Here is a 16,389-nt window from a genome sequence, read left to right as displayed (position 1 = left end):
ACCGCTGTATCCTTGTATTTTCAAGGATTCTTGTAACTTGTTCCGATAAAAATTTTGTTCCTATAACTACAATTATAGGAATGTTCCTATAACCGTGGCAAGCAATGAGCCGGAATATCCTTTTGGGATATTCCGGCTCGCTTGTTGGGGTTCCCCCAAGCCCCAGGCGTCCGCTTGCGCGTCCGACCGAACACGCCTATCGGCGTGGCTTTGCGCTCCCTGCGGTCGCTTTCTCCTGCACATCCGCGCAGGAGAGGGGCGGCGCATTTTGCGCCGTTAGGAGGTTTCCGAGATTGACAGAAAATTTTATTCCTCTGAATCTTTCTTTGTTCCGTTCTTTGTGATGATAAGCTGTCCCTGCTGGCATTTCACGATGATTTTGTCCCCAGCGGAAAATCCGGTCTGTTCCAGCCATTTGCCTTGTAAAAGAATCTGCGGCGGAGCCTGCTTGTAATTGCCGCGCCCGTAACACACAGTCAGCTTGCGGTCATCCATCCGTCCCCCTTTCCCGCTGCCTGCTGGCATACGATTTCAAATACATTCCCGTCCTCAGTCATGACAGTAAGTAATCCGTTCCGCTCGTCTGTGTTCAGGTCGGTAATCCCCATCCCCTCGCTGTCATTCAGTAAATCAAAAAGCCTGTCCCTAAAATAGTTCAGTTCCATTTCTGTTCCCCTTTCGTATTTTATAGTTTATTGGCTGATACTTAAAATAAATCAATTCACTTTTGCAATTCAAAGTTCGTCCGGCTCCCCGATATATCCGTTGTTTTTCTGATAGGCTTTCAGGTATCTGTCCATGAATTGCAGATAGCAGTCTTTGTCCTCGGCAAGCGGCTCCAACAGTATTGCAATCCGGCGGCGGACTTCGTATTCCTCCCACTCGGAAAGAATGAGAGCGTTAAGGATATGCGTCTTGTTTTCATCCGCATTGACTACATCATTGATAACCTCGTTAAACAGTTGGTCAAGCATTTTCTCCGGCGTATCCAGCAGCACCGCGCCGGCATCGCCGGGACATTCAGCTAAAATCCAGACATAGCCGATTTTCTTTGAGTAGACTATATCAAAATAACTCTGTCCATCAATGTATTCCCCAAACGCTTTCAAAATCGCGTCCAGCTTTTTTCTTACTTCATCTGTATAAATCATAATGCCACAACCTTTCTTGGATTTGAAAAAGCAGTCCCTTGGCAGCGAAACAAATTGAGCCGTCCAATATGAATATGGGGGTTATATCCCCTTAATAAAAAAGATTATAACCCCCATACTAATAAACGTCAAACGGGGGTGCTTTTATGATAGTGTTCGATAAATTATGGACGGTTATGCAGGCACAAGATGTGTCAACCTACCAGCTAAGAGAGAAGTGCGGCATCGACAGCAAGACCATCCGGCGGCTGCGGGCAAATGAAAATATGGAAACAAAAACCTTAAACAAATTGTGCGCCGCTTTACATTGCGGCCTGGGGGACATTGCGGAGTATGTCCCCGATGAAGATATTCAAAAAAAGTAGTGCCGTCCCGGTTGGAAAGGGGCGGCACTTTTGCGTCACCGTTCCGGTTTGGGCTGTTCTTTTTCCTGCGCCTGCTCCGGCGGTTCCAATCCTAAAATCTTATCCACGTTGCGGAGTGCGGTCTGGTAGGTAATCATATCCTGCCGCAGCGCCTTGTACTGTTCGTACTGTTCCCGTTTTCCTTCCAGCAGCGTGGCATATTCCGCTGAAAGCTGCGCCACTTTGGGAATGGCCTTGCCGTCCAGAGCGTCAAAGGCTTTCTTCGCGGCTTCATGCTGGGCAATCTCCGCGCCATGCTCCGCGAGAAATTCTTTCTTGTGGCGGGACTTCTTATAAGCCGCGTAGACTTCCCGCGTTTTGGAATACTGGATGATGTGGGTTTTTAACTTTGCCACGCCTGCCATCCGCGCCTCCAACTGTTTGATTTTTTGTGAAGCCGCATTGAAACCGTCCTCGGCCTGCGCTGCCCGAAGCGCCAGTTCGTCATAATCGGTTAGTCCGTTTTCCATCAGGAAATTCAGTGTTTTCGCCGCTTCTTTCAGGTTGAAAATTTTCGCCCAGCGTTCATAGCCTGCGCCTTTTCCGGCGGCAAGTTTCGCCTGAATGTCAATCAGGAGATTGACCTTTCTGCCGGTTCGTTTCGGCGCTGTTTTTCCTGCCGCCAAACGCCCGCGCTGGCTGGTAATTCTGGCGCGCAGGGCGGTCTTGGTATAATCGCCGCCCAGCCGGTTCACCCTTGCAGGGCGATCCCATCCGGGCAGACGGAAGCCGGGATTTTTGCCGTCCACAACCTCATATCCCTCAGCCCGCATCTTTGCCAGAAACTCCTCATAATGATTGCACTCCGGCAGCACCTTGTCAATGGTCTGCTGTAACTGCTTCTTGTGGCTGATGCCATACTGCGCCGCCGCCATTTCCTTTTGGGACTTGGCTTTTTTCTTCGGATTCTCAATTACCGAAAGGCCGTGGGCGCGGCACAGTTCATCGTTCATGCGCCGCAGGATAAAAGCGGAGTTTTTCACGTTCTGGAATTTTGCGTCACAGTTTAGGTTGGTGCTGTTAAATTCAATGTGGGTATGGATGTGGCGCTTATCCGTGTGGGTGGCCACCACAAACTGATGCTGCCCGCCGGTAAATTTCATCGCCAGCTCGCAGCCGATTTTGTGCGCCTCCTCCGGGCTGATTTCATCGGGCTTGAATGACTGGATAATGCGGTACATAATAATGTCGTGCTTTTCTGACTGGCTGCGCCCGGTAAGCTGGGCGTACAGTTTTTTGCTGATTTCAAATTCTTCGGCGGCAGTTTCCGGGCTGCACATATAGGAGGAAACCAGTTCGCCGCCGTCTATCTTTTCTTCTTCTTGGTCATAGTCGTGGCGTTCTGCCATTGACTGCTGACGGGTGCGGTTTTTCATAATCTTTCGTGGTAAAATGTTGGAAATAGCCAAAGGTTCCTCCTTTCTAAAAAAGGCTATCCATAGCCTAAATAGTAGCATGGGTAGCCTACTTTTGCAAGCCATATTTTGTATGCTTGATAAAAAAGGGGGCAGGATACAGCTATGGATACGATTTCAGCGATTAAGACCCGGATACTCCGTTTATGTGCGGAGCGCAGCATTACCATTAACAAACTGGCTACGATGTCGGCGCTGCCGCCATCCTCCGTCAAAAACATCTTGTATGGCAAGAGTACCGACCCGAAAATTTCAACCATCAAGAAAATATGCGACGGTTTGGATATGACGCTGATAGATTTTTTCGATGCGCCCGAATTTGAAAATTTAGAGCCGGAAATTAAATAGCATTACCGCGCCCCGTCCCGCTGCCGCTGTGCCGTCCGTGCCGCTTTCACGTGGATGCAGAGAAACTCGTTGTAGTCCTTGCCCTGCTTCGGCGGGTTGGGGTAAACCAGTTTTACCCGCCCAGAAAGTTCCGTGTCGTTCTGGATTTCCTGCGTGAGCCGTTCGATACCTTTCAAGCCGGCCTTGTCGTTGTCCAGGCAAAGGCTGATCTGTGTAACATGAGGGTGGTCGTGGAGAAACTGCATCAGGGCGCGGGGGCCGGTTCCGCCCAGGGATAAGTAGTGGCTGTCCCGTGGTTCGCCACCGGACAGCTTCACCAGCGTGGCGAGAGAGAGCGCGTCAATGGGGCTTTCCGCCACCGCCAGCCGGGGACAGTCCGGGCGGCTGGCGGGCAGGCAGAAGCTGTACCGTTTGTCGCTTCCCTCCACATCCATACGGAAGCCGTCCCGCGTCCCCCGCAGGCTGGCAGCGCGGGCGTTCCCCTGCATATCGCGCCCCACAAAGACGCAGTTCTGATACCGGCGGCTTTCGTATAAAATCCCGGCTTCCATGCACACGCCAAGCAGTTCCGGGTCAATGCCGCGATCCTGCAAATAGCCCACCACGGCGGACGCGCACCGGCTGGCTTCGGGCAGCTTAAACGGCTTTTGCGGCTTCGTGGGTTTTGTGAACGTCTGCTTTACGGGCGGCGGCGCAGAGTACCCGCACAGGGTTTCCACCGCGCCCACAAAGTCCATGCCGCGCACCTTAATCAGATAATCAAGCGCCGTGCGCCCGCCGATGCCCCGGCTGTTCCAGCACCATTTCCCGTTGGAGATTTTTAAGCTGTCATGGGTTCTGGTGCAGTATTCGCGGGGGCCGCTTTTTTTCAGTTCCTGCGGCTCATAAGCCTGCAAATAAGAGAGCAAGTCCCATTCCTTTGCTTTTGCAATCTGCTCTTTGGTTACGCCTGCCAAGTAATCACCTCCAGATATAAAAATAAGCGGCGGGAGCAAAAGAAAAATCGCTCCCGCCGCAGTTGTTTACAGTGCTTCAAATTTCTTCAGCAGGTCGTTCACGCCCTGCCAGATTTCAGCGTAGCCCTGCCGCAAGTCCTCCACATCCTGCTCATACAGGTTGTGGGTGCTGTTGCAGCGGCGGGCGATCTGGTTGACGTTGCTGGAAACGGAGCGCAGCAGCTTTACCAGTTCCAGCACCGCGCCCATGTCAAGCTGCACAATGTAGCCGTCCACCGCCATTTTCCGCAGGTATGCCCGCAGGTTGGAAGTCCCCAGCAGTTCCATTTTGCGGTCAATCGCCGCCTTTTCTTCCGGGGAAACTTTGGTGAACAGCCCCACCGTGCGCCCCTCCTTTGCCCTCACAGCACCGCCTCCTTTCGCGGGGTGCGCTCCATGCCGGACTGTACCGGCGCGGGCGGTTCATAGTTACGGAGTGCCTGACGGATAGAGGGTTTATGGCCAGCCGCCGCAGCGGGCATCGGCACAACCGGCGCGGGTTCTCCGGCGTCCTCCAAATCAGGGCTTTCTTCAACCTCCTGCTCCTGCTCATCCTCCTTTTTGTCCGGTCTGGACAGCTCCCGGTTAAGCTGGTTTAAGCGGGCGGATTTTTCCCGCAGTTCTTCTTCTTTTGGGAATGGCCGGTCGGCTTCTTCTAACAGTGACGGCTTCTTCTGCGCGGAGCGGTTCAGGCTTTTCCCGGCATACTCGGCAAAGGCGGCGTTCAGCGCGTCCGCGTCCCGTGCCTTGAAAAAGACAAGGTATTTCCCTTGCGCCGGGTCTTTTTTCAGCGCAAAGCCCACCCCGTATTTCCGCGCCACACGCTCAAAGGACTTGATATTTTTGCCGGTGATCTCGATGTTTTGAACACCTGCGCCCTGGCTTACAAGCTGCTTCACGGTCTGCTTGCCGTGGTGGATTTTGGGGTTTTGGGCCTGCGCCAGATACTTCCGAATGGCCCATTTCAGCAGGCCGGCGGTCAGCCTGCCGCCTGCTTTGCCGACCTTGATGGTGAGAGCCACCGATTTTTCGCGTACTTCATCCTGCATGGTAAAACCTCCTCTCTTTGCAGGCTGGGACTAAACTGGTGTGCGCTAAGGCGGAACCAGCAGGCGGCGGAGCAGGTATTTCATGCGCCGGCCTCCTTTCCGCCCCACTTGGTCAGCACCACGGATTCGCCGCTTGCCATGCCGCCCCAAAGCCTGCCAGCGGTTTCGGCAAACTCGGCAGGCGAAGCGCAGATGTGGTCTGCCCCCAGCATCATAAACTCGCCGGGGCTGGCAAAAAGGCGCTGAAACTCGGCTTGCCGGGCAGGGGAAAGGGAGCAGAAGCCCTCCCCGTCTGAAAGCCCGCACATCAGGAATGTACCGCTGATGCACTCGTTCACAAAGGGATTGCAGCGGTTGGGCGGCAGTCCCTGGCGGCTGGCGTCCTCGTTGTAGAGCAGCATGACCCGCTGGGGTAGGAAACAGCCCATTGACAGCTCACCGCCAACAAGCTGTGAAAAAGTTTCCAGCGAGTTATCCACCCGCGCCGGTCTGGGCGGTCTGCCCGGTTCCACCACCAGAATGTTGATTTCATGTTCCATGCAAAAGTCCTCCTTTGGTTTGATTGATGTATTGCAAAGCGCCGGGCGGCTTAACCGTCCAGCAGCCCGTGCGCCATATCGTGGCTGACAAGGGATGTGTAATACTGCCCCATCGTGACGGGGGCGTTGTAGAGTGCTGCCAGCGTGTATGCCTTGATATTGCCAATCTTGGCAGTATTGCTTTTCAGGCTGTCCATGACGTAGCCAATATGTTCGCTGTTCAGCTTCAGGAACCGGCTTTTGACAACCTCGGTGGGTACTTCCTGCCCGCAGATACGGACAGATTCCCGTGTGGAGCAGCAGATTTCAAGCATTAACTCCACATAGCCGTCCAGCAAGTCCTTGTCCTAGGGGTTCCGTTCCAGAAGAATGTCATAGTCAATATTTTCTAAAATCAGTTCGCGGTAGCTTTCCATCTCATCCAATCCCATCCTGCGCGGAGCGCGTTTACCAGCAGGGGAAGAAACCGCTGAGGGGGCAGGGGGTGTGATGGATAGATCCGTATCGCTTTTTTCAGTTTTATTTATATCAGTATTATTAGGGGCGGAAATTCCGCACTCTTGACCGCTGGTTTTCCGTCGTGCAGACTGCGGTTTTTCAGCAGTCTTGACTGCGGCACTGTCAAGCGGTCTTGACTGCTGGTTTTCCGCAGTCTGAACCGGCGCAGAGTGTTCCGGCTCCAGAATGAAGTTCTTAACGTAAATCCGGGCGGGGTGTCCCTGGCCCTGCTTTTTCCGTTCCACAAGGCCGATGCCCTCCAATTCGCGGAACAGCTTCGTCGCCTTGTCCTTGCCGCAGTCCAGCATGGCCATGACTTCCTCCTGGGTGAAGTAGAGGAACACGCGCCCGTTATCGTCCAGCCAGCCATTGCGGGCAGACAGCCCCATGCGGTCAAGCAGCAGGCCATACAGCACCTTTGCTTCCAGCGATACGCCCTTGTAGCGGCGGTCGGTCAAAAGGATTTTCGGGATGCGGTAGAAGCTGTACTGGTCGGCTTCATTCCCGTAGTAGTAATTCAGATTCAAAGTTTCCGGCATTTTGAAAGCCTCCTGTCTAACTGAAAAAAGCCCCGGTAATCTACGTCACCAGGGCAGAGTTATCTATAACAAAAAAAGCCGCGCAGTAGCTGAACATCCGTCAGTTACTGTGCGGCTGATATGAATTAAAATCGGTATTACCGGGTTGCTGCCCGTTTGTCCTTTATGTGAAATGGTTCCTTATCACCTCCCAGTCTGCCCCCACCAAAGGGCGTATTGTAATGGAAAAAGAATGGTGGCAAATCCGAAAATCCTCTCTGATTAAGATTGCTCATGGATTTCTTTACTTTCAGAAAACAACAACATATAGTATTGTATACATTATTTGTTTCTGTATTTAGTGTCATATGCGCGCTTTACAACACCTGAGCAACCTTGGTAATAATGGGTTTTCCGATTTGTCCTTATTATACCGTAAGGGCATACCTATATCACCAACTTGCTGTATTCCGGTGTTGACCCTAAGACGGTTCAGTACCTTGCCGGACATGAAAATAATGCTGCCCGTGTTATAATATGTTACAGGAAACAACCGTGTTACAAGGTGGAAAGCCTCCCGCCTTTCTGAAAGCGGCAGCCGCCGCGTTGCCGTTCGGCAATATCCCGTCATGGGAAATACAGGAAGAGGGAGGTGGTGCAAATGAGTACATATGAAGTGCCTAGTACATCGTTGCATTAATTCGCGAGTAAACCGCACTCGCTATCCGCGCCCTCTGCACGCCTGCGAAGCTAGCCGTAGACTCCACTACGCCGTCGCTTCGCAGACGCACAGATGACACGAATATCAAGCGCTTTTTACTCGCGAATTAATGCAATGATGTACTAGTGCTCTATCCGGCTGTTTTCAGGCGGCACATTTCTCATAGCGCTGCCTGCCTATATAGATAGGGGAAACAGGCGAAAATAAATAAGCCTACCTTGTACTTGGCCGAGTCCGGGTAGGCTTAACGCATATCATGTAGGCTAACCACTTTGTGGGCAGTTGCTTTCCTTATGTCTATAATGTAGCACATTGGGCAGAATGATTCAAGCAATTTTATCCTTTAGATTTCTTCCCCTTTGACCTTTGGCCGTCGTCACAGAACAATTTCTTGCTTTTTCCCCACCCATATGATAGGATATAATACAATATCGAGTAAAGAGCATCCGGTGCCGCTGTCCGTTATGCGGGCAGGGGGTAAGGAATGGTTAAGAAATAACTTTTAATATTGCTTGTCGTTTTCTCCGGCAGCACTATTTAACAGTTATTTCTTAACCGTTCTTAAAAGGGAAACAGGTGAAAGTCCTGTGCGATCCCGTCACTGTAAGCCAGGAGCGCATGACCTGAGTTTGGAACTAGGAGAACAGTCACTGATCGGATTTCCGGTTGGGAAGGCGGTTATGCGTGAAGAGAGGCAAGCCAGGAAACCTGCCGGCTGTTGGTATGGGAACAGTAAAGATCCGGATCACGAGGAATTGATTGTACCGGTCAGCGGTGTTTTTGGGACGGCATGTTTCAGGATGCGCTGATTTCTGACTCAGACGGCAAACAGTGATTAGAAGGCTCTGTAGGAGGCGGCTTTTGCAGGCTTATTCTGCTGTGGCAAAAACTGAGGGTTTGGTCTTTGCTGATCACTTATAAGAATTGTAAGGTATACCATTGCCGGCTGTTCGACATAATTTCAGATTTGGATTTCTGTGCCTGTATGAATCGGATACCCGATAAATATAATGCAGGGCAGCGGAGGAGATACGAAGCGTATCCGGCTGCGAAGGAGGAAAGAGAAGATGAAATTAAGACGCGTGGCAGTGGTATTTGTAACTGCGGCTTTATCGGCGGCTGTGCTGGCAGGATGTTCCGGCGGGAGCAAACCGGCGGGCGCTGTGGCGGAGACAGAGCCGCAGGGCGGCGGGGGACAGACGGAAACGGCGGCTTCCTCAGAATCCGGCGGCTCCGGGGAGACGGCTTCTGTGGGGGAGACAGAAGGCAGCGCAGACGAAGAGAATTATGAGACGGGGGATGCTACCTTGGATAATCCGAGAAACCAGGACGGGATTGGCGAGAATGAGCTTTTGGCGGTGAGCTTTGGGACAAGCTATAATGACAGCCGCCGCCTTTCGATCGGCGCGATTGAAGAGGCGCTTGAGGATGCAATTCCGGAATATTCGCTCCGAAGGGCGTTTACAAGCCAGATCATTATTAATCATGTGAAGTCCCGCGACGGGGTGACGATTGATAATGTGGGCGAGGCGCTGGAACGGGCGGTGGAAAACGGAGTGAAAAACCTGGTGATTCAGCCCACGCATCTGATGAACGGGCTGGAGTATACGGATCTGGTGAATGAAGCGGCCGAATATGCGGATGCGTTTGACAGGATTGCGGTGGGAGAGCCCCTTTTGTCGTCGGATGAGGATTTTAAAGCCGTCATCCGGGCGCTTGCGGAGAGTACGGCGGAGTATAACAATGCGGATACGGCGGTGTGCTTTATGGGACACGGGACGGAGGCAGAGTCGAACCAGGTGTATACACGGATGCAGGACATGCTCGCCAGGGAGGGATTTGCAAATTACTTTGTCGGGACTGTGGAGGCGGAGCCGGATGTGCAGACGGTTTTGAAGGCAGTCCGGGCCGGAAACTATAAGAAGGTGGTTCTGGCGCCTCTGATGATTGTCGCCGGGGATCATGCGAATAATGATATGGCCGGGGATGATGAAGACTCGTGGAAAAGCGTATTTGAAGGGGCCGGATATGAGGTATCATGCCTGCTCAGCGGTATCGGGGAGCTGGAGGCAGTGCAGCAGATCTTTGTGGAGCACGCCCAGGCGGCGATCCGCAGCCTGGAAGGCCGGGAGTAGAAGCGATGGGGAATTTTGGAAAAAGGGCGCTCCCAGCCGTATTGTCTGCTGTGGGAATCAGCATCGCGGCGGCGGGATGCGGCAGAGGAGCGCCGGTTTCTGCGGATGTGGATACAGTGGAGACAAAGGCGGAGACGGCGTCCGCTGCTGTCCGGTGGGCGGATTTGAAGCCCGTGGGCTCAATGGAGCTTTTATATGCCGATCAGTTTTCCGTGGATTACTATGAAAATGGCTATGTACTGGCGGAAATTCCGGAGAGCGGCCGTTACCTGGCCGTGCCGGAGGGCGCGGCTGTGCCGGCAGGGCTTCCGGAGGATGTGACAGCGCTTTGCCGGCCGCTTGATCGCATCTATCTGGCGGCCACCTCTGCCATGGATCTGTTTCGGAGCCTGGACGCGGTGGATCAGATTACGCTGTCCGGCACGGATGCGCCGGGGTGGTATATCGACGAGGCGAGAGAGGCGATGGAAGAGGGGCGGATGCTTTATGCCGGCAAATACAGCGCTCCGGATTATGAGCTGATTCTGGAGAACGGATGTAATCTGGCGGTTGAATCTACGATGATTTACCATGTGCCGGAGGTAAAGGAGCAGCTTGAGCGCCTTGGTATCCCGGTGCTGGCAGAGCGATCGAGCTATGAGAGCCATCCTCTGGGCCGGATGGAATGGATCCGGCTTTACGGAGCGCTTTTAGGCAGGGAGGAGCAGGCAGAGGCGCGTTTTGCGGCCTGCGTGGACGCGCTGAAGCCGGTGATGGATCAGACGCCTTCCGGGAAGACCGCAGCTTTTTTTTATATCAGTGCGAACGGGGCGGTGAATGTGAGAAAGCCCGGGGATTATGTGGCCAGGATGATTGAGATGGCCGGAGGGCGTTATGTCCCTCAGGTGTCCGCAGAGGAAGAAAACGCGCTGTCGTCTGTGAACATGCAGATGGAGGCATTTTATGAATCAGCGAGGGATGCGGATTATATCATTTACAACAACACGATTGACGGGGAGCTGGATTCGCTTGCAGAGCTTCTGGACAAAAGCAGCCTGCTTGCTGATTTTAAGGCCGTACGTGAAGGACATGTGTGGTGTACGGGCAAAAATATGTTTCAGGAGAGCATGGGACTGGGGGATATGATACTGGATATTCACCGGATGCTGAGCGGGGACGGGCCGGATCCGGGAGAGATGACGTATCTGCGCCCGTTAAAATAAAGGAGTGACTGGACGGATGAGAGGAAAGGCGGCGGGGAAGCTTGCGTGTTCCTTTGCTTTTTTAGGCGTGCTCCTGGCTGCATTGTTTCTGGCAGGCTTACATTACGGCAGCGTCCGCCTTTCGGCGGGGGAGATCCGGGCGGCTCTGTTTCAGGGGACGGGAGATTCCGGCGCGGCGGGGCGCATTGTCCGGGATATCCGGATGCCGCGCATTCTCGCAGCCGCGCTGCTGGGAGGCGCGCTGTCCGTGTCGGGCTATCTTTTACAGACCTTTTTTGCGAATCCCATCGCAGGGCCGTTTGTGCTGGGGATTTCGTCAGGGGCAAAGCTTTCCGTATCCCTGCTGCTGATTGTGTCTGTGGAAAAGGGCATTTTTACGGGATCCGGCGCGATGATTCTGGCGGCCTTTGCGGGCGCGCTGGTTTCCATGGGCTTTGTGCTTGCCCTGTCGGGCCGGGTCAGGAGCATGTCGGTTCTCGTCGTCTGCGGGGTGATGCTCAGCTATGTGTGCTCAGCCATAACGGATTTTCTGGCGGCCTTTGCTGACGACGCGAATATCGTGAACCTGCATAACTGGTCCATGGGCAGCTTTTCCGGGATTTCGTGGGAAAATGTGCGCGCTATGGCGGTTGTGGCCATGGCGGGGCTGGCCGGCGCCCTTGCCCTGGCAAAGCCGATCGGGGCGTACCGCCTGGGGGAGGCGTATGCGCAGAGCGTGGGCGTAAATATCCGGCGCTTCCGGGTGTGCCTGGTGCTTCTTTCGAGCATTCTTTCCGCCTGCGTGACGGCCTTTGCAGGCCCTGTTTCGTTTGTGGGGATCGCGGTTCCCCATCTGATGAAAGGTCTGTTTCGGACAACGGGGCCGCTTGTCATGATTCCGGGCTGCTTTCTGGGCGGCGCGGTCTTCTGCCTGCTCTGTGATCTCATTGCAAGGACAGCGTTCGCCCCCACAGAGTTAAATATCAGCTCCGTGACAGCCGTGTTTGGCGCGCCGGTGGTGATTTATCTGATGCTGCGCGGGAGCCGCGCGCGCGGCGGGAGGGAGGCGTGATGGGGCGTGATTTGCTGCGGGCGGAGCATATGACGGTCGGGTATGGGAATGTTCCGCTGCTTAGCGAGGTTGAGCTTCATGTAAGGCAGGGGGAGATTGTAACGCTGATCGGCCCCAACGGAGCGGGCAAATCGACTATTCTGAAAAGTATAGCCGGACAGCTCCGCCTGCTGGGCGGCAGCGTGTATCTGGGGGAAGAAAGCCTCGCATCCCTTTCACCCGTAAAGGCGGCGAGGCAGATGGGCGTTCTGACAACGGGGAATATACGGCCTGAGCTCATGACGTGTGAGGAGCTGGTGGGGTGCGGCCGTTATCCCTATACCGGCCGTCTGGGAATCCTTTCCGGGGAGGACTGGGACAAGGTGTACGGGGCTATGGAGCTGACGCATACGCTTGATCTGGCGGGACGCCGGTTTGACAGGCTCAGCGACGGGCAGAGGCAGAGGATCCTTCTGGCCCGCGCCATCTGCCAGGAGCCGAAGGTGCTTGTGCTGGACGAGCCGACCACATTTCTCGATATCCGCCATAAGCTGGAGCTTTTAACGATCTTAAGGGAGCTTGTGCGGAATCGGGGAATCGGGGCGGTTATCTCCCTGCATGAGCTTGATCTGGCTCTGCGGCTGTCAGATTACGTGGTCTGTGTGGACGGGGATCGCATCGGACGTTTGGGGCCGCCGGAGGAGATCCTCACATCCTCTTATATTGAAGCGCTCTATGGGATCGAAACCGGAAGCTATGACGCCCTTTTGGGAGGAGCGGAGTTCTCTCCTGTAAAGGGGAAGCCGAAGGTGTTTGTCATAGGTGGAAACGGGAGCGGCATTGCGGTTTACAGGAGGCTGCACAGGCAGAATATCCCGTTTGCGGCCGGGATCCTGCATGAAAATGATATCGATTACTCAGTCGCAGGGGCGCTGGCCGCAGAGACGGTAACAGAAGAAGCGTTTGAGCCGATCCGCGAGGAGACGTACAGGAAGGCGGAGAAGCTGGCGCGCTCCTGTGAGGAAGTGATATGCTGCCTCACAGAATTTGGGGCGATGAATGAGGCGAACAGGAGGCTCGCACAGATAAAAATTTAACAGGAGGTCTTGTATTCCTCTGAAAGGTGTGCTAGGATTCTATATGAAATCGATCACATAATAAGCTGGAATTTACAGTAAAAGGAGAGGAAGGTAATGATGAAAACGGGTTCAAAAAGCAAGGCGAAAGGAGAGATTTACGAGGCGCGGTTCTCACGTCATTTTGAGGAGCTGAAATGGCTTTATACGGAGCTTTATGACAACAGCTCCATGTTTGCTGAGCTGTGCGATCAGATGCGCCGGTATTACGCAGAGCGGGGCGAAGCGCTGAAGGAGTCGGATGAAAAGCGGGAACAGCATCCGGACTGGTATAAACGGAACGATATGCTGGGCATGATGCTCTATATCGACAATTTTGCCGGCACGATCAGGGGCGTGGAAAAGAAGCTTGATTATCTGGAAGCGTGTAATGTGAACTATGTGCATCTGATGCCGTTTCTTGACACAGTAGAGGGACGCTCGGACGGCGGCTATGCGGTGGCTGATTTCAGGAAGGTGCAGGAGAAGCTGGGAACCATGGAGGATCTGGCCCATTTGACGGCATCCTGCCACAAAAGGGGAATCAATATCTGCATGGATTTTGTGATGAACCATACCTCGGAGGATCATGAGTGGGCAAAACGGGCGCGCCAGGGGGACGGGGAGTACATGAGCCGCTATTTCTTCTTTGATAATTATGAAATTCCGGCTATGTATGAGAAAACGGTTCCGCAGGTATTCCCCACGACGGCACCGGGCAATTTTACATGGCTTCCCGACGCGGGACATTTTGTGATGACCAGCTTTTACCCGTATCAGTGGGATTTAAATTATAAAAACCCCAGGGTGTTTAATGAGATGATGTATAATTTCCTCTACCTCGCCAATCAGGGAATTGACATTATCCGTATCGACGCGGTTCCTTATATATGGAAGGAACTGAATACCCAGTGCCGCAACCTGCCCCAGGTACATACGATTGTGCGTATGATGCGCATGATTTGTGAGATTGTGTGTCCCGGCGTGCTGCTTTTGGGCGAGGTGGTGATGGAGCCGGAAAAGGTGGTTCCGTATTTTGGAACCGTTGAGAAACCGGAATGCCATATGCTTTATAATGTGACAACTATGGCGACGACATGGCATACGGTGGCGACACGGGATGTAAGCCTGTTAAAGAAGCAGCTTGATATTGTAAACGGCCTTCCCAAAGAATATGTGTTCTTAAATTATCTGCGCTGCCATGACGATATCGGCTGGGGGCTGGACTATGGGACTCTGATGCAGGAGGGCATTGGGGAGCGCTCCCATAAGAAATATTTAAACGATTTCTTCCAGGGCTTTACGGAGGGCAGCGTGAGCCGCGGAGAGCTTTACAATGCGGATCCGGTCACCGGGGACGCCCGGTTCTGCGGGACGACGGCATCCATGTGCGGAATTGAAAAGGCCGGCTTTGAGGGCGATCCGGAGGCCATGGAGAAGGCGATCCGCTTTGATGTGACGCTGCACGCATATATGTTTATGCAGTCCGGCATTCCGGTTCTCTACAGCGGCGACGAGATCGGGCAGGTAAATGACTATACGTACAAGGAGGATCCGAACAAGGCGGCGGATTCCCGCTACCTGCACCGCGGCCCGATGCGCTGGGAGCTGGCGGCGCAGATAAAGGATCCGGATACGGTGGAAGGAAAGCTATTCCCGCGCCTGAAACGCCTGGAGGAGATCAGGAAAAGGGAGAAGGCGTTTGTATGCGATGCGGATACATGGACGATTGAGACATGGGAGGCTTCCGTTCTGTGCATTGGACGTCATTATGAAGGCGAGACGATCATCGGGCTCTTTAATTTCAGCGAGTTTGATAAGACCGCATGGATCGATGAGGGCGGGGAGGAATATGAGGAATTGTTTACCGGCGCGCATATGCAGCCCCGCGGAGTGAATATCCCGGCGTATGGTTTCTACTATTTAAAAAAGAAATCGTGAAAAACATTTGATGAAAGCGTCCTGGCATGATACACTTACAGTAGATTCCGGAATCCGGCCTGCAGCCCGGCAGGGGTAGAAAGGATTCCGGAACGCGTATGTCTGCCGGGGCGTTTTTTGCGCAGGCTGACATGACAGGAACCGTGCGAAATGCCAGAACAGCAGCGGTTCCTTCGCCGCCGCGCATATGGGGCAATTGGGGAAAGGCGCGAAAGGCAGATAAAAATCGCCCGTCTGGCGGGACATGCACAAGAATCGGTAAGGGCCCGGATTGGCCTGAGCTCTTACAAAAAGCGGGCAAAGAAAGGAAACCAGAGTGAATGAGTGACAGGAAAATGGCAGTTCTCATTGACGCGGAAAATGTGTCGGGCCGGTATGTAAAATTAATTCTGGACGAGGTCAGCAATTACGGCACGGCGACGTACAAGCGTCTGTATGGGGATTTCCAGAATTCGAGCGTAAAGGCATGGATGAAGAATCTGCAGGATTATGCGATTACGCCGGTATTTCAGTACAATTATACGCAGGGGAAGAATGCGTCCGATTCGGCGCTGATCATTGATGCAATGGACATTTTGTATTCCGGAAATGTGGACGGCTTTTGCATTGTGACTTCGGACAGTGATTTTACAAAGCTGGTCATGCGGCTGCGCGAGTCGGGCATGACGGTTTTGGGAATGGGGGAGAGGAAGACGCCGAATGCCCTGGTGTCAGCCTGTGAGAGCTTTAAATTCCTTGATATTCTGTACAATGACGGGACCGGAGGCGCCGCGGCTGTCCAGCAGGGGAACGCATCCGAGGAGAACGCGTCTGAGGCTTCGTCGTCCTCAGCCAGAAAAGCCGCGCCGGAAGGAGCGGAGATGCCGGACAGCGCGGAAGGGCGCAAAAAATCGGCCGAAGCCGCGAATGGCGTCAGCAGCATTCCGGATATCAGCGAGATGGAAAAAGAGATCATTTCCATTATCAACACCAATGCAGGCGAGGATGGATGGGTGGATCTGTCGGAGCTGGGGGACAGCCTGCCCAAGCGCGTCCCGGGCTTTGACCCGCGCAATTACAACTGCTCCAAGCTGAAACAGTTTATCGAGCTGTTCGATTCCGTGGAGGTGCGCTCGGCGAGGAACCCGCATAATAAGATTCTCTCCATTATTTATGTCCGCGTAAAGCAGGAGGAGGAAGCGCCGGTTCAGATCCGGCAGAAGCGTAAAAAGCGCCGCCGCAAGCAGGCCGGGGAAGCGGGATGAGAAGAAGGGCTGACCGGAAGGAAGGCGTCTGAAAAACATCGGAAAAGGCATCTGAAAAAAGGAGCGGCAAAAACAGGAGGATGG

Annotated in this window: 18 protein-coding genes, 1 pseudogene and 1 riboswitch; of the genes and pseudogenes, 9 read left to right on the top strand and 10 right to left on the bottom strand. The window is 53.7% G+C overall.

Translation table 11 applies throughout. The features are described 5' to 3' along the window. Positions 1 to 306 precede the first annotated feature (306 nt). The 3 genes from NFS31_RS03030 to NFS31_RS03020 form a co-directional block, all read right to left on the bottom strand. Positions 307 to 495, bottom strand: coding sequence for a SymE family type I addiction module toxin (locus tag NFS31_RS03030; RefSeq protein WP_251491462.1), 189 nt, complete (start codon positions 493 to 495; stop codon positions 307 to 309). Then, positions 477 to 665, bottom strand: coding sequence for a hypothetical protein (locus tag NFS31_RS03025; protein ID WP_251491460.1), 189 nt, complete (start codon positions 663 to 665; stop codon positions 477 to 479). Before NFS31_RS03025 ends, NFS31_RS03030 begins: the two co-directional genes overlap by 19 nt. Positions 666 to 734: 69 nt before the next feature. Then, positions 735 to 1,151: a hypothetical protein gene (locus NFS31_RS03020; RefSeq protein WP_251491457.1), complete on the bottom strand. Its 417-nt coding sequence runs from the start codon at positions 1,149 to 1,151 to the stop codon at positions 735 to 737. Between the two features lie 146 nt (positions 1,152 to 1,297). Here NFS31_RS03020 and NFS31_RS03015 point away from each other — a divergent pair, with 146 nt between their 5' ends. Beyond that, complete coding sequence (locus tag NFS31_RS03015) at positions 1,298 to 1,516, top strand: helix-turn-helix domain-containing protein (RefSeq protein WP_010815302.1); 219 nt, start codon at positions 1,298 to 1,300, stop codon at positions 1,514 to 1,516. 35 nt (positions 1,517 to 1,551) lie between these two features. Here NFS31_RS03015 and NFS31_RS03010 read toward each other — a convergent pair whose 3' ends face one another. Beyond that, complete coding sequence (locus tag NFS31_RS03010; RefSeq protein WP_251491455.1) at positions 1,552 to 2,964, bottom strand: relaxase/mobilization nuclease domain-containing protein; 1,413 nt, start codon at positions 2,962 to 2,964, stop codon at positions 1,552 to 1,554. Between the two features lie 111 nt (positions 2,965 to 3,075). Between NFS31_RS03010 and NFS31_RS03005 the strand changes: the two genes are divergently transcribed. Beyond that, positions 3,076 to 3,318 (top strand): helix-turn-helix domain-containing protein, encoded by a 243-nt coding sequence (locus NFS31_RS03005; protein WP_010815304.1) that lies wholly within the window; start codon positions 3,076 to 3,078, stop codon positions 3,316 to 3,318. A 2-nt stretch (positions 3,319 to 3,320) separates the two neighbouring features. Here NFS31_RS03005 and NFS31_RS03000 read toward each other — a convergent pair whose 3' ends face one another. From NFS31_RS03000 to NFS31_RS02975, 6 genes are all read right to left on the bottom strand, one after another. Next, entirely contained in the window at positions 3,321 to 4,274 is a 954-nt protein-coding gene (locus tag NFS31_RS03000) for a DUF3991 and toprim domain-containing protein (protein ID WP_251491453.1), read from the bottom strand. Between the two features lie 66 nt (positions 4,275 to 4,340). Continuing rightward, the gene (locus NFS31_RS02995; RefSeq protein ID WP_120390482.1) at positions 4,341 to 4,679 is read right to left on the bottom strand and encodes a plasmid mobilization protein; all 339 of its coding nucleotides are present in this window, start codon (positions 4,677 to 4,679) and stop codon (positions 4,341 to 4,343) included. After that, entirely contained in the window at positions 4,676 to 5,362 is a 687-nt protein-coding gene (locus NFS31_RS02990) for a PcfB family protein (RefSeq protein ID WP_251491451.1), read from the bottom strand. The genes NFS31_RS02995 and NFS31_RS02990 overlap by 4 nt, the downstream gene beginning before the upstream one ends. Before the next feature lie 80 nt (positions 5,363 to 5,442). Further along, on the bottom strand, positions 5,443 to 5,901 hold the full coding sequence (locus NFS31_RS02985) for a DUF3846 domain-containing protein (protein ID WP_251491449.1): 459 nt from the start codon (positions 5,899 to 5,901) through the stop codon (positions 5,443 to 5,445). 50 nt (positions 5,902 to 5,951) lie between these two features. Next, the gene (locus tag NFS31_RS02980; RefSeq protein ID WP_251491447.1) at positions 5,952 to 6,239 is read right to left on the bottom strand and encodes a DUF6017 domain-containing protein; all 288 of its coding nucleotides are present in this window, start codon (positions 6,237 to 6,239) and stop codon (positions 5,952 to 5,954) included. Positions 6,240 to 6,248: 9 nt separating this feature from the next. Then, a complete protein-coding gene (locus tag NFS31_RS02975; RefSeq protein WP_251491445.1) occupies positions 6,249 to 6,938 on the bottom strand; it encodes a replication initiator protein A in 690 nt (229 codons plus the stop codon). A gap of 421 nt (positions 6,939 to 7,359) precedes the next feature. Between NFS31_RS02975 and NFS31_RS28185 the strand changes: the two are divergent. The 7 genes and pseudogenes from NFS31_RS28185 to NFS31_RS02945 all read left to right on the top strand — a co-directional run. After that, a pseudogene (locus NFS31_RS28185) lies at positions 7,360 to 7,506 on the top strand (tyrosine-type recombinase/integrase); the annotation flags it as partial. A 656-nt stretch (positions 7,507 to 8,162) separates the two neighbouring features. Next, positions 8,163 to 8,368: riboswitch (cobalamin riboswitch) on the top strand. A 337-nt stretch (positions 8,369 to 8,705) separates the two neighbouring features. Beyond that, the gene (locus NFS31_RS02970; RefSeq protein ID WP_251491443.1) at positions 8,706 to 9,773 is read left to right on the top strand and encodes a sirohydrochlorin cobaltochelatase; all 1,068 of its coding nucleotides are present in this window, start codon (positions 8,706 to 8,708) and stop codon (positions 9,771 to 9,773) included. Between the two features lie 5 nt (positions 9,774 to 9,778). Beyond that, complete coding sequence (locus tag NFS31_RS02965) at positions 9,779 to 10,975, top strand: ABC transporter substrate-binding protein (RefSeq protein ID WP_251491441.1); 1,197 nt, start codon at positions 9,779 to 9,781, stop codon at positions 10,973 to 10,975. Between the two features lie 16 nt (positions 10,976 to 10,991). Further along, positions 10,992 to 12,026 carry a FecCD family ABC transporter permease gene (locus NFS31_RS02960; RefSeq protein WP_251491439.1) on the top strand — a complete coding sequence of 345 codons (1,035 nt, stop codon included), beginning with the start codon at positions 10,992 to 10,994 and terminating at the stop codon, positions 12,024 to 12,026. Next, positions 12,026 to 13,102: an ABC transporter ATP-binding protein gene (locus NFS31_RS02955; protein ID WP_251491437.1), complete on the top strand. Its 1,077-nt coding sequence runs from the start codon at positions 12,026 to 12,028 to the stop codon at positions 13,100 to 13,102. Before NFS31_RS02960 ends, NFS31_RS02955 begins: the two co-directional genes overlap by 1 nt. Positions 13,103 to 13,201: 99 nt before the next feature. Next, positions 13,202 to 15,061 (top strand): amylosucrase, encoded by a 1,860-nt coding sequence (locus NFS31_RS02950; RefSeq protein ID WP_251491484.1) that lies wholly within the window; start codon positions 13,202 to 13,204, stop codon positions 15,059 to 15,061. Positions 15,062 to 15,381: 320 nt separating this feature from the next. Next, a complete protein-coding gene (locus NFS31_RS02945; RefSeq protein WP_251491435.1) occupies positions 15,382 to 16,305 on the top strand; it encodes an NYN domain-containing protein in 924 nt (307 codons plus the stop codon). The last annotated feature ends 84 nt before the right edge of the window (positions 16,306 to 16,389 follow it).

Origin of the sequence: Otoolea muris (assembly GCF_943193115.1) — a bacterium.
GTDB lineage: Bacteria > Bacillota > Clostridia > Lachnospirales > Lachnospiraceae > Otoolea > Otoolea muris.
The sequence above is the reverse complement of the archived record's forward strand: the minus strand, read 5'-3'. Positions and strand labels throughout refer to the sequence as shown.